The sequence below is a fragment of the Sphingobium sp. LB126 genome (genome assembly GCF_002795205.1).
Classification (GTDB): domain Bacteria; phylum Pseudomonadota; class Alphaproteobacteria; order Sphingomonadales; family Sphingomonadaceae; genus Sphingobium; species Sphingobium chungbukense.
The window spans coordinates 306736-320732 of record NZ_NETV01000001.1; the positions used below are offsets into that span (position 1 = coordinate 306736).

At 67.4% G+C, this 13997-nt stretch carries 7 protein-coding genes; 6 read left to right on the top strand and 1 reads right to left on the bottom strand.

The features are described 5' to 3' along the window. Nucleotides 1-6: 6 nt before the first annotated feature. The gene (locus tag CAF53_RS01435) at nucleotides 7-891 is read right to left on the bottom strand and encodes a WYL domain-containing protein (RefSeq protein WP_100237048.1); all 885 of its coding nucleotides are present in this window, start codon (nucleotides 889-891) and stop codon (nucleotides 7-9) included. Nucleotides 892-1112: 221 nt separating this feature from the next. Between CAF53_RS01435 and CAF53_RS01440 the strand changes: the two genes are divergently transcribed. The 6 genes from CAF53_RS01440 (at nucleotide 1113) to CAF53_RS01465 (ending at nucleotide 13842) form a co-directional block, all read left to right on the top strand. Beyond that, nucleotides 1113-3767 carry a PD-(D/E)XK nuclease family protein gene (locus CAF53_RS01440; RefSeq protein WP_100237049.1) on the top strand — a complete coding sequence of 885 codons (2655 nt, stop codon included), beginning with the start codon at nucleotides 1113-1115 and terminating at the stop codon, nucleotides 3765-3767. Further along, nucleotides 3764-7177: a UvrD-helicase domain-containing protein gene (locus CAF53_RS01445; RefSeq protein WP_242443350.1), complete on the top strand. Its 3414-nt coding sequence runs from the start codon at nucleotides 3764-3766 to the stop codon at nucleotides 7175-7177. Before CAF53_RS01440 ends, CAF53_RS01445 begins: the two co-directional genes overlap by 4 nt. 4 nt (nucleotides 7178-7181) lie before the next feature. Then, nucleotides 7182-8360 (top strand): DUF6361 family protein, encoded by a 1179-nt coding sequence (locus CAF53_RS01450; protein ID WP_100238644.1) that lies wholly within the window; start codon nucleotides 7182-7184, stop codon nucleotides 8358-8360. After that, nucleotides 8350-10206, top strand: a complete 1857-nt coding sequence (locus CAF53_RS01455; RefSeq protein ID WP_242443351.1) for a phospholipase D family protein — start codon at nucleotides 8350-8352, stop codon at nucleotides 10204-10206. The genes CAF53_RS01450 and CAF53_RS01455 overlap by 11 nt, the downstream gene beginning before the upstream one ends. A gap of 64 nt (nucleotides 10207-10270) precedes the next feature. Then, on the top strand, nucleotides 10271-13345 hold the full coding sequence (locus tag CAF53_RS01460) for a helicase-related protein (RefSeq protein WP_242443352.1): 3075 nt from the start codon (nucleotides 10271-10273) through the stop codon (nucleotides 13343-13345). Between the two features lie 266 nt (nucleotides 13346-13611). Further along, complete coding sequence (locus CAF53_RS01465; protein ID WP_100237053.1) at nucleotides 13612-13842, top strand: helix-turn-helix domain-containing protein; 231 nt, start codon at nucleotides 13612-13614, stop codon at nucleotides 13840-13842. Nucleotides 13843-13997 lie beyond the last annotated feature (155 nt).

Consider the following 13997-nt stretch of genomic DNA (forward strand, 5'->3'; position numbering starts at 1 on the left):
TTTCGTTCATAGCTGAAGCTCCGCCCGCTCGAGCGCGGCCTCAGTTTCTTTGCGGTTTATTGTCACGATATGCTGGGTATGGGCGCTCTGTTTCGCAGCATCGCCCAGCAACCCCAGGCGCTTCAAAACATAGAAAAGCATCGCATAACGCACCGTGAGCACGCCGTTACCCTGATCGAGCCCGTAATCTTTGGCCACGACCTTCTTCTGGCTCGCCGTCAGCGCGGGGTGCGGGCCGATCATGACGTCGAAATAATTGTTCCACAGCCAGTCCTGATCGCCAGTCTCTCCCGGCTCGCCCTTCGCCCCCACATCCAGAATGCGCGGCAGCAGGAAATCCTTGAACTTGTGCTCAAGGTGGCAATAGGCCCGGGTGTGCCAGCGAAAGCCGTCATAGCCGAAGGCGTGGGGTGTGATGCGCCGCCAGAGCGGGTCCGGTCGCGCCGTGTTCATCGACTGATAGAAGACCTCGATGGAGACACCCTCACGGCTGGCGTCGAGGATCTTGCGCAAAACCTCTATGTCGATGTCCCGCCTCGGCGTCAGCGCGACATCAGCGCTGGGCAGGGCCGCAATCCAGGAATCATGTGACGGCACAGCCCCTTCGGCGACCGAGCGAAGCTGCGCGAGATAGAAGTAAGGATCAGGATCGAGGAAGCGCAACATGAACTTCTCGGCGGCGACATAGCGCTTGGCGCGCGTGTCATATTCCATGTTTCCAGGCGCCCGCTCCTGATAGAGCGTCAGATCCTTCGACGCCTGAGGAACCGATACGCCAAACGCCTCCACCAGGCCGGCGCGATTGATCGAGCCCTCCCAAAACAGCCGGAACTCAATGAATTCGAGCCGGCGCTCCACCCCCCACTTCAACGTCGTCGCTGCCTCTGCCATCGCTTCCGTCTCGGTTTAATGGGCGTAAAAACTATATTGACAACCAATGTCCGTCCGTGTAATTATTATTCCCATTAGGGGCTTTCGTCAATGGACGATCGGATGCAGGCGGGAGGGAGCATGTACGGCAGCGCTCGGGACAATACACCGGCCGTCAGGCGGCGTTCGCCGCCGCTGACGCGGCACCCCAACGTCAAGAGGCGCCCGGAAGGAGAGCGGTCATGACCATCGCCTATCGATCCACCCTGGTCGTTCACGGCCGCCTCGCCATGCGGGAAGGCCGCCTGGCGGCAGGGCGTGACGGCCGTCACGGTCTCCAGATCATGTCGTTCGAGCAGGCCGCGGTGCGGCTGGCCGGCGGTTTCGTTCGTCCGATCGACGACGAGAGTCTGCGCGCGGCCATCCAGGCCGCCCTGCCTTTGACGCCGATGGCCGAGCTGGAAAGCATCAAGGCCCTGCCAGGCATGATCGATGCGGCGGCTGACACCCTGCATAAAGCCTGGCGCGCCGGCATCGACCTTGCCGCGCGCGCCGCCGATCATCCTCGTCTCGGCGCAATCGCGCGCCTAGAGGCCGCCGTCCTCGACCATCTCCCGGCCGGCATGATGCGCCCCCTGGACATCGTCGCCGCCGCAACCACCCGCCTCGCGCATGCGCCGGCGGTACTCGGTCCGATGGAAATCACCGGCCTGACCGAACTCTCGCCCTGCTGGCGCCCGCTGCTTCAGGCGCTCACCGCCCATATTCCCGTGCAGTGGACCGCCGGCCCAAGGAACGCGCCGGCATGGCTGGAAGGCATGGACGTCGCCGTTTCGCGCGCGTCGGCGCAAACGCCCGAAGTCAGCGCCATGAGCGCGGCGACGGCCTATCACGAGGCCATCGAGGCGATGCGCTGGGTGCGAAGCCTCCTGGCCGCAGGCGTATCGCCCTCACAAATCGCCCTCGCGACCGCTTCACCCGCAGACTATGACGATCACTTCCTGGCCCTGCGCGCGGACGCCAATATCGACCTGCACTTCGTTCACGGAGTCCGGACCGTCGCCGCGCGCGAAGGCCAGGCCGCCGCCGCGCTGGCCGACATCGTCGTGCGCGGCCTGTCGCAGTCGCGGCTGCGCCGCCTGGCGACGCTGTGCCGGGACAGCGGACCTTTCGAAACTCTCCCTGAAGGCTGGCTGCGCGTCCTGCCGACCGATGCCCCGCTTTCGACGTCGAGCGCCTGGAACCGTCTGCTCGCCCGCCTGACGCCTAAAGACTGGCCCGATGGCGCCGATCACGCCCCGGCGCTGCGCGCAGGCGTCGAGCTTCTGGCTCAAGGCCCCGTCGCCGCCGCCAAGATCGGCGACGCCTTCCTCAAGGGCCGGGCGCTCGCGATCTGGCGCAAGGCGCTGCTCGCCGGACCCGCCGCCTCGATCGACGCGACGCTGGAAACCCTGAAGCAGGACGACGGTCTGGAAGCGTGCGTCTGCGTCGCCTGGATGCCGGCCAGCGCGCTTGCGGCGTCGCCGCGCCGCTTCGTGCGGCTCCTGGGCCTCAACTCCTCGCGCTGGCCACGGGGGATCGCCGAAGACCGGCTGATCCCGGACCATATCATCCCGACCCCGGTGCTTGATCCGCTGCCGGTCAATCTCGCTGACCGCCGCGACTTCGAGACGATCCTCGCCACGACCGCCGGCGCGGTCGTTCTGTCACGCGCCCGGCGCGATGCCGACGGACGCCTGCTCGGACGCAGCCCGCTGCTCGCCGGGCATGGCGATGAAACCTACCTGCGCCGCAACGCGACGCCGGCCCACGCCTTCAGCGAAACCGACCGTCTCATGGCCCGGCCGCAGGACTTCGCCGTCGATCCGCAAGCGATCGGCGCGCAGGGCTGCTGGCGTGACTGGCGACAGACCGAGATCACGTCCCATGACGGGCTGGTGCGCGCCGACCATCCCCTTGTGCTCGCCATCCTCGATCGCACCCAGTCGGCCAGCTCGCTGCGCCGCCTGCTGCGCAACCCGCTCAGTTTCGTGTGGATCTATGCGTTCGGATGGCGCGAGCCGCAGAGCAGCGCTGAACCGCTGGTGCTCGACGCACTCGGGATCGGCGATCTCGTCCATATGGTTCTCGACAGCGCCTTGCGCGATCTCGAAACCGGCGGCGGGCTCGCCTCCGCCGACATGGAGACCATCGAAACAGCGGTCGCCCGGGCCGCGCATGCCGTCGCCGCCGATTGGGAAAGCGAGCGCCCCGTTCCCCCCTCCGTCATCTGGGGCCGCACTCTCGACGACGCGCGCCTGATGGCCGGCCGCGCCCTGGCCTACGGCGACGAAGTCCTGCCCGGCGCACGCGCTTTCGGCGAGGTGCCGTTCGGCGGCTCGCAGCCAAAGTCGGACGCGGCGACGCCATGGGACACGAACGCGCCGGTCACGATTCCCGACACCGGCTTCAACATCGCCGGCTATATCGACCGGCTCGATATTTCGGGCGACGGCAAGCGTGCGCTCGTTCGCGACTACAAGACCGGCAGGCCGCCGCGCGGCGACATTCGCCTGAACGGTGGACGCGAGCTTCAGCGCTGCCTCTATGCCTTCGCGGTGAAGGCGCTCCTCGGCGACGACGTCGCCATCAGCGCCTCGCTGCTCTACCCGCGTGAACCGGTCGATCTCCAACTCGACGATCCCGAGGCGGTGCTTACCGAGATCACGGGCTATCTCCGGGCGGCCAGGACCAGCCTCGCCGGCGGCGCGGCCCTACCTGGCCCCGATACCGGCGGCGACTATGACGATCTCGCCTTCGCCCTGCCGGCCAACGCCGGCGCAACCTATTGCAAACGCAAACTCCCGGCCGCGACTGAGCGGCTGGGCGAAGTCGCTCGGATCTGGGAGGTGGAATGATGAGCAGCGTGTCCACAGGGCTGAAGGACGATGGCGCGCGCCGCGCCGCGATCAGCGTCCACGACCGGTCGATCCTGGTGGAGGCCGGGGCGGGATCGGGCAAGACCGCCGTCATGGCGGGACGTATCGCCGCCATGCTGGCCGAAGGCGTCTCGCCGCGCGCCATCGCCGCTGTCACCTTCACCGAACTTGCGGCGAGCGAATTGCTGTCCCGTGTCCGTGAATTCGTCGCTGACCTCTCGATCGGCAAGATCGCGACCGAACTGCGCATTGCGCTGCCCGACGGCCTCACCCAGACCCATTGCGACAATCTCGCCGCCGCCAGCGCCGCGATCGACGAAATCACCTGTTCGACCATTCACGGCTTCTGCCAGCGCCTGATCAAACCCTATCCGGCGGAGGCCGACATCGATCCCGGCGCCGGCGTCATGGATCGCAACCAAGCCGATCTCACCTTCCTCGAAATGGTCGATGACTGGCTGCGCGAGCGCCTGTCCGGCAACCAGGGCGGTATCCTCGCCGAGATGGTGCTGCACAGCCCCGGCGAAACCGTGGCGCTGGTCCACAAGATCGCCGAAAATCTGCGCCGCCGTCGCACGCTCGCAGCGCCGCCCATCTCCCCGCTCGACGGCCACCTGACGGCGTTCCGGCAGGCGACGGCGGATTTCGCGGGGTTCATGGACGCGGCGACGGCGACCGAACCTGAAACCGTGACGATCGTCGAACGGCTCATCGAGATGGCGACCGCCTTGGCCGGCGGACCTGATCTGGCGACGCCCGCTGGGCTCGTCGGGCTCCTCACCTCGCGGCCCCACCCGGACCTTTGCACCAAGGCCGGCACCTTCACCTCTTACCGCAAGAAGGGCAAATGGGCGGCCGCGGCGAAGCAGGCCGGTCTCTCCAAGGCCGATGGCGAGCGGCTGAACGACGCCGCCGACGCCCACTACACGGCCTGCTGCGACGCCTGGGCCCTGCTTCTCCAGGCCGCGGCGAGCCGGACCCTCGCGGCCCTGATCGAGGAAGCGCGTCCGATCCTGGACCGCTACCGCGCCCACAAGCGCGCCAGCGCTCAACTCGATTTCGACGATCTGATTTTCGCCGCGCGCGATCTGCTGCGCGACCATGACGACGTTCGCCGCGCGCTCGGGCGGCGTTTCGCCCACGTCCTCGTCGATGAATTCCAGGACACCGACCCGCTGCAGACCGAGATTTTCTGGCGTCTGTGCGGCGAGCCGGTCGACAGCGATGACGACTGGACCCAGTTCCACATCCGGCCGGGGGCGCTCTTCCTGGTCGGCGACCCCAAGCAGGCGATCTATCGCTTCCGCGGCGCCGACGTCGGCGCCTATGTGCAGGCCCGCGACGCCTTTCGCGCCCAGGACCCCGACAGCCTCCTGTCGATCTCCACCAATTTCCGCTCCTGCGCCTCGATCCTCACCTTCGTCAATGAGCGCTTCGAGGCCGTGCTCTCGGCCGATGGACAGCCGGGCTTCACCGCTCTGGACCCGTTCCACGACGACCGAGGCGGTCTGTGCGTAGCCGCCATCGACATCGCCGTCGCGGACGAGAACGGCAAGGCGAGCGCCGAGCAGCAGCGCGACGCCGAGGCTGACGCCATCGCCGAGCTGTGCGCGCGGCTGATCGACAGCCAGCCCGTCATCGACCGGCGCAGCGGGACCGAACGCCCCTGCCAGCCGGGCGACATCGCCCTGCTGGCGCCGACCGGTGCGGAGCTGTGGCGCTATGAAGAGGCCCTGGAGCGCCGGGGCATTCCCGTGGCGACCCAGGCCGGCAAGGGCCTGTTCCGCCGTCAGGAGATCCAGGACCTGATCGCGCTGACCCGCGTCCTCGCCGATCGCCGCGATACCCTGGCGCTCGGCGCTCTGCTGCGCGGACCTCTGGTCGGCCTCACCGAGGAAGAATTGCTGGACGTCGTCTGGGGGCTTCCGCGCGCCGAGGACGAACCCGCTCGAATCCCGCGCCTCGACCTCGGCGTCGACCCGGCGGTCATCGCCCATCCGCTCGTGCGCGAGGTTATCGAGCGGCTGCAATCGATTCTCCGGCGCGGCAACAGCACGACCCCGCACGCTCTGCTCTCGCAGGCCGTGGACGTCATGCGGGTTCGCCCGATCCTCCTTGATCGCCATCGTGGTCAGGCCGAGCGCGCGCTGGCCAATGTCGATCTCTATCTCAGCCTGTCGACCGGCTACGCCGTGCGTGGCCTGCGCGCCTTCGCCGAGGCGATGACAGCGGCCTGGTCCGACGAAGCGCGGGCGGTCGAAGGCCGGCCGGACGCCCAGGAAGAAGCCGTCGCGCTCTTCACCATGCACGCGGCCAAGGGGCTGGAATGGCCGATCGTCATCCCCATCAACACCATGACCGGCGTCATGGCGCCGGACAGCGCCGTCATCGACCGCCAGACAGACACCTTCTATTGCCCGGTCCTCGGCGTCGCGCCCGATGGCTACGAGACCGCGCGCCAGGCGGAAAAGGACGAGCTGGATCGCGAACGCATCCGGCTTTGGTATGTCGCCGCCACGCGGGCCCGCGAACTTCTCGTTCTGCCGCGGCTCGATACGACGCCATCGAAATCGGCCTGGATCGGTCTGGTCGATCTCTCGCTTGCCGAGCTTCCCGGCCTGGATGCCGCGCATCTGCCTGCCGGGATCACGACCGCCGGCGCCGGAGCGGTCAATGACCAGACGCGCGCAAGCTTCGCCGCGGAAGCCGAAACCATCGCCGCCGGACAGACGCGGCTGACCTGGCTTGCACCCAGCCGCGACGAAAACGCCGCCGGTGCCGTCCTTAGGGAAGAAGAGACGGCGATCTGGACCGGGACGGCCGACGACGCGTCTCCCGAGCTGGACGCCGCCGCCTTGGTCCAGGGCGGCCGTGAACGGGGCCTGATCCTGCACAAGCTCATGGAAGAGGTGCTGACCGGCGAAACCGAGCGGACAGTGGCGGCCCTCGCCGAACGGGCCGGCGTGCTGATCCGCGCCCTCGGACGAACCCCGGTCGCCGATCCGGCGACGGGCCTGTCGAGCGCAGAACTGGCGGGCTGCGTCGCCCGGACCCTGGCGCTGCCCGACATCGCAGCCCTGCTGCCGAAGCTCCAGGCCGAGTTTCCTGTCTATGCCGTGCATCAGGCCGACGGGGCGGAGACGGCGACGGCCGGGATCGCGGACGCCCTGACCCTGACCGACGCAGGCCGGCCCGCCGTCGTCGTGGACTGGAAAGGCGATGTGACGCCGGCGCCTGGAACGCTCGATCACTATCGGGCGCAGGTTCGGGCCTATCTTGACATGACCGGCGCCGAACGCGGCCTGATCGTGCTGATGACGTCCGGCAACGTCATTCCCGTCCAACCGACGAACCCGCCATCGTCCCTTTCTGAGCATGGGGCCGGCTGAACCCATGTCATCTCTTGGATGGATCGATTTCGATGAAGCCGAGCGCCAGCGCGCCCAACGCATCATGGCGCTCTTTCAGGAGCGCGAGACCCGCGACGAGTTGGGATTGGGGGCGATCCGAGATTCCATCGCCGACCACCTCTTTCCAGGCACCAGCACGATCCAGACGCGCCTGCGGTACATGCTCTTCATTCCCTGGCTCTATCGGGCGCTGGAGAAGCGAGAAATCCCCGAGGCCCAGCTCCGCGCCGAGGCGCGCGACACCGAGATCCGGCTTGCCGACGCCTTGAAAGCCGGCGGCGAGTCCAATGGCGTCATTGGCCGCGATGCGGGCCCACGGCTCCAGCGGCTGCCCAGCTCGGTCTATTGGGCGGGGCTGGGCGCGTGGGGCATTCGGGCTTTTCCCGGCTCGCTCGACAGCCTGTTCGTCGCCCTGCGCGGCCGTGGCCGCTCGCGCGGCGCATCCGGAAGCGAGGACGCCCTGGCCAGCGCCCCGGCGCCCGCCGTCTGGAATCCGGCCCTGCCGCGGATGCCAGACGACCTGCTCGATCAGGCCAACTTCCGCCTGACCGCCGACGAGGCGCAGTTCCTCATCGACCGCCTGGTCGCCAGTCAGCCGACCGCTCTGCTCACCATGCTGGCGCGCGAAGGCATCGACGCGGACTGCGACCATATCTGGATGCATCCCCATCTGTCGGCCTTTCCTGCCGCCGCCCGCCGTCTCGTCCAGCACGGCGAAATCTTCTCCCACGTCATGCACGGCGCGGCGTTGCTCTATAACCTCGCACTCAGCGAGCTGCGCCAGCGCGACGACTGGATCGAGGCGTATCGCGAGCGGCTTGCCGCCTGGCGCGACGACCTCGACCCCGGCGCCGTCCGCGCCTGGTCGCTCGATGAGTTCTGGTCCGTCGTGGAGCATCCGGCGCACGCCGTCCGCCCCGCAGCCAAACGCTTCGTGACCGAGTGGCGCGAGCTGGTTCTTGGCGGGGTCGGCCAGGTGATCTCGGCGCCAGGGGCCCGCCAGCTTGTCGAACAACGCGAACGCCGCCTCAAGACCAGTCAGTCCCGCTTCGGCAATCACGCCGTGCGCGACCGCTGGACCGGCGCATCGGGCGCCGATCGCCTCAGCTTCCGCTGGGCGCAGGCCAAGTCTCACCTGCGGGATCTTGCCCATGCTGAATAGACGCAGCCTCGATCCCGAGCAGCGCATGCTCTACGGCGCCAATCTTCAGCCGCCCGCCGGCTATGTCTTCGACGCGGCGGTCGCCACGACCTACTCCCTCGACTTCGAGACCGCGCTCGCCGTGCCGGTCAGCCTGGCCCTCTTCGCCGCCGAAAATCGCGACGATATCCTCTCCCATCCCCTGGCCCTGCTGGAAGGCGCGGAGCGGATCGCCGGTCGGCTCGTCGTCTTCACCGACGCCGGCCACATCCAGGCCAGCGCGCGTCCGCATTCCCGCCTGTGCTCCTTGCTGGAACGCATCGTGGTCGAGGTCGCCGCGCCGCAGGGCGGCGCCTTCCATCCCAAGATGTGGGCGCTTCGCTTCACGCCGCTGAGGCCCGAAGATCCGGCGCGGCTGCGCCTGATCATCCTGTCGCGCAACCTGACGCGCGACCGCTCCTGGGATATCGCCGCTTCCTTCGACGGCGTGATCACGAAGCAGCCAAAGGCCGCCAACCGTGGGCTCGCCGATTTCCTTCGTCGGCTCCCCGATCTGGCGACCGCGGGCGCGCCGGACGGAACCAGCACCCTTGTCGGTGAAATCGCCGAAGACCTGCGACGCGCCGAATGGAGCCTGCCAGAGCCGTTCCAGAGCGTCACCTTCGCGGTCAATGGCCTCGGCGGCAAGCCATGGCGTCCCGACCCCTGCGCGCGGCTCGGCGTCGTCTCGCCTTTTTGCGACGACCAGACCTTGGAGATGCTCGCCGGCCTGGCCAGCGCCGACAAGCCCGTCTTCATCGGACGGTCCGACGAACTCGTGCAGGTGTCGGGCGCGACACTCGACCGTTTCGCCCGCGTCACCGTGCTCGACGAAATGGCAGTCGCCGAAGACGGCGAAGAGGCCGATGCGACGACCTTGCAGGGCCTTCACGCCAAAGCCTTTATCGCCGAGCGCGGCTGGGACACCGCCATCACGGTCGGATCCGGCAACGCCACACGGCCGGCGCTGGTGACCGGCCGCAATGTCGAGCTCTTCGCGACCTTGACCGGCAAGCGATCGCGGGTCGGCAGCGTCGAAGAAATCCTTGGCGACAAAGGGTTCGGCCGGTTGACGCGACCATTTGTCCGCGACGAATTGAACCCTGGAGACGCCGCGCAACGCGCCGCCGAGGCGCGATTGGATCAGGCCCGGCGCGAGATTTGCCGCAGCGGCCTCAGGCTACGTTGCGAACGCGCCGAACCCGCAGATGACGGCGCGCCGCTCTGGCGGGTCTGGCTGGTCCCGTCCGAGCCGCTCTCCCTTGCCGGGATCGGTAGCTTGCGTGTCTGGCCGATCACGCGGGGCGAGGGTCACGCGCGCGATGGGTTGGAGCGGCTTCGGCAGGGACAGCCCGCGGACTTGGGCGCGATGCCGCTGGTCGACCTCACCCGTTTCCTGGCCTGCCAGCTGACGGACGAGCAGAAGGACGTCTCCATCCTGTTCAGCACCGGGCTCATCATGGAAGGGCTGCCTGCCGAGCGCCACGCCGCCATCCTGCGCTGGGTGATCGACAGCAAGGACGCCTTCTTTCGCTATCTGCGGCTGCTGCTTTCCGAATTGGGCGATCCGTTCGCCGCGGCGCTGGCGGCTCAAGACGGTTCGGGCCAGGGCGCATGGCGCGCGGCAAGCGACGATGCGCCGATCCTGGAGGAGATGGTCCGCGCCTTCTGCCGCGGCGGCGACCAGCTGCGCGCCATCGAAAGGCTGATCGCGCGCCTGGAAACCGGAGACGGCGCCGATACCGATCCGATCCCGCCCGAATTCCGCGCCCTGTGGAACGCATTCCGGGGCGCGCTCGCAGCCGAGGACGCCGCGCATGGGCAATGAACGGTTCCGCGCCGAAACGGCGCTCGCCCCTCTCAAGGTCTTCCAGCGGCGGACCGTCGACTATGTGTTCGACCGGCTCTACGGCCAGGACGATCCCGTCCGCCAATTCCTGGTCGCCGACGAGGTCGGTCTGGGCAAGACGATGGTGGCGCGCGGGGTCATCGCCCGGATGATCGAGCACCTGTGGGACAGCACCAAACGCATCGACATCCTCTATATCTGCTCGAACCAGGCGATCGCCGCCCAGAACCTCAACCGGCTGAATGTGCTCGGCCGGCGCGAACTGGCCCTGCCGACCCGCATGACCCTCATTCCCTTGCAGCTGCGGGACCAGACGGGCCTCGACGCCAACAAGGTGAACTTCATCAGCCTGACGCCGGGCACGACCTTCGATTTGCGCTCCGCGACGGGCGTGACGCAGGAACGCGCCCTGTTGTGCCACCTCCTGCGCGATCTCGTTTCGCGCCCGCGCGGCCTCCACAACCTGTTGCAGGTGACGGCCGGCGTCGATGGCTGGAACCGCGCCGTGGAAAGCCTCACCCTTGAAGGCGTCGACAAACGCATCATCGCGCGCTTCCACCGCGACGTGCAGGCGGACCGCGACCTCTTCGAGGAGCTCGAACGGGTCTGCGACCTCTTCCCGCGCCGACGGGACGCCTATCCCCCGGAGATGACCCAGCCGCGCAACGCTCTGGTCGCCCGGCTCCGCGCCAAACTGTCCCACGCATGCGTCGACGCCCTCCAGCCCGACCTGATCATCATGGACGAGTTCCAGCGGTTCCGGGACCTCCTGCATGGCGATAGCGATGCGGCGATCCTCGCACGCGAACTGTTCGACTATTCCGGGGCCGACGGACACGCTGCCCGCACCCTGCTGCTGTCCGCCACGCCGTACCGGATGCTCACACTCGCCGGCGATGAGCCGGACGAAGGCGACCACTATCAGGACTTCCTCGAAACCTTGAGCTTCCTCTATGGCCGGGAGAAAGGCCCGGAGGTGGCCGCCACCCTGGCGCACGAAATGCGCGCCTTCCGCGGCCTCCTGCACGCCCTCCCGCAATCGCACGCTTCAGCCGTCGAGGCCCGCAAGACGATCGAACAGCGCCTGCGCCGCGTGATCGCCCGCACCGAACGGATCGCTTCCACGGTCGAACGCGATTCCATGATGAGCGAGCCCGCTATCGCCGTCTCGGTCGCGCCCGCCGACCTCGCCCAGGCGTCGGCCCTGTCGCAGGTGGCGCGCGCGCTCGACGCCCCGGAAATCATCGAATATTGGAAATCAGCGCCCTACCTGCTCAACTTCATGCGCCATTACAGCTTGAAGCAGCTTCTGGCGGCCCAGGCGCAGGCGCCTACGGCGAGCCTGTGCTACGCCATCCGGACGGCGCGTCCAACCATGCTCGATCGGGAGTCCATCGACGCCTACGCACCGCTGGAGCCAGCCAACGGCCGTATGCGGGCGATCATGGATGACATGTTCGGCCAGCATCTCGAGCAAAATCTCTGGATCCCCGCCGCCATGCCCTATTATGGCGCGACGCCGTCTGGCCCGCCGCTGACCAAGGCGCTGATCTTCTCATCGTGGTCCATGGTGCCCGACGCGGTCGCGGCCCTGCTGTCCTACGAAGCCGAACGGCGTATGGGGGTTGGGGACTCCGGCCGCCGCTATTTCGAGCAGCATCGTCTGCGCCCCTTGCAGTTCCGTCAGGATCAGGGACGTCTCGCGGGCCTTCGCGCCCTGCTGCTCATCTATCCATCGCCGGCGCTGGCGGAACTGGCTGATCCGCTCGCGGTGTTCGCCGAGCAGGACGCCGCCGTTTCGCACGAAGCGATGCGCGCCGCGATCAGGGATCGGCTCAAGCCCGCGCTGGACGCGATCCCGCACGCCACAGGATCAGACGGCGATACGGCAGGCGCGGAATGGGCCGCGCCCGCCGTGATCGACGATGCGCTCGGCAAGCACGTCCGCGCCTGGCTGGAATCGTCCCACGGCATGCGCGCCTTGGCTAGCGAAGACGCCTTCCAGGATCACGTCGCCGTACTCGCGGACGCCGTAAAGACGCGCACGATCAGCGCCGCTTCCGCCGATCTCCCGGACCTGCTGGTTGATGTGGCGCTCGGCAGTCCGGCGGTCTGCGCGCTTCGCGCCCTCAAGCGGATCGCGCCAGAACTAGCGTGGGATGACCCGCGCTTGCTCAGCGCAGCAGCCGATGTCGCTTGGTCCTTCCGGACGCTGTTCAACCAGCACGACGCCGTGGCCCTGCTCAGGCGCAACGCCGACGATCGATACTGGCATCGTGTGCTGACCTATTGTGCGGATCACAATCTACAGGCCGTCCTGGACGAATACGCCCACTACCTCGTCGACGCCGAGGGTCTGGGAGCGCGTCCCGCCGCAGAGCGCGCGATCGGCGTGGCCCGGGCCATGGCCTTGGCCTTGGCCGTCCGCCCCTCGCAGATCGACGTCGATGACGTCCATGTCGATGGCGACGCCCTCACGATCGGCAAATTCCAGATGCGCGGGCGCTTTGCGATGCGGCTCGCCGACTACAAGGACGAGGACGGCGCCGTCGCGCGGCTTGGAGGGGTGCGCGACGCCTTCAATTCGCCGTTTCGGCCGTTCGTTCTCGCCACGACGTCCGTCGGTCAGGAGGGGCTGGATTTTCATCCCTATTGCTATCGCGTCTACCACTGGAACCTGCCGGGCAACCCGGTGGACCTTGAACAGCGCGAAGGCCGGGTTCATCGCTTCAAGGGCCACGCCGTGCGCCTCAACCTGGCGGAACGCCAGGCCGCTGTCGTCAGGGCGCGCGGGCAGGTTCCCGATGACCCGTGGCGGCTGATGTTCGAACAGGCGCGATCCGAGGCCACGGTCGATACCGACCTCATCCCCTACTGGATCTACGAGGGCTCCGTGCGGGTCGAACGGCGCGTGCCGATGTTGCCGTTCAGCCGCGAAGTCACGCGGCTCGCCTGGCTCAAACGCAGCCTCACAGTTTATCGCTTGGCCTTCGGTCAACCGCGGCAGGACGATCTGCTCGACTACCTGCAAACCCTGGCCGGTGACGGCATGGACTCCAACCTGCTCGTAGACCTGCAAATTCGGCTCGAGCCAGAGTCGTTCGACAGGTCAGCGTGATGACCTCACTGCATCTGGCATCAAAAGCCTTTGCAAACGGGAAGACCACTACGCATCCCCGCCTATTTGTATCCTCGACTATCCGCGTTCCCTACGCCTGACGATTGATACTTCCCTGACCACTTCCGCGCGCTCATGTTTGGTCATGCAGGAGCGTGCACCATCAAAGCACGGCCAGCGTGCCGGTGCCTCTGAATGACCGACACATCCCGAAATGCGCATCGCGCTCGACCATCAACGGCAGGTCTTCTGCCGAAGGAGGGATTATGCCAGAGACCACATTTCTCACGCCGGAAGAGGTAGCCGAACGCTATCGTGGCTGCGTTTCCGTTGGCACCCTTCGGAACTGGCGTGCGATGAAGATCGGGCCGTCGTTCGTAAAAATCGGTAAAGCGGTCCTCTACCGGGTCGATGAGCTTGAGGCGTGGGACGACAGGAATCGTGTGCAGTGCTGCGCCCCAAAGCGAGTTGAACAAAGCGCCATGGATAGTGCTTGATCGCTCAGCACAAATGGCGGGCGCGCCGGTCGGCGCTTCCGACGCACCCGCCCACCTTCAGTTCATGCGAGGCAAACCACCCCTCATGCGGCTGGACCATATGACGGCCAACCTAGTGGGCCTCATGCGGGTTCGCCGCCATTCCCACCACCATG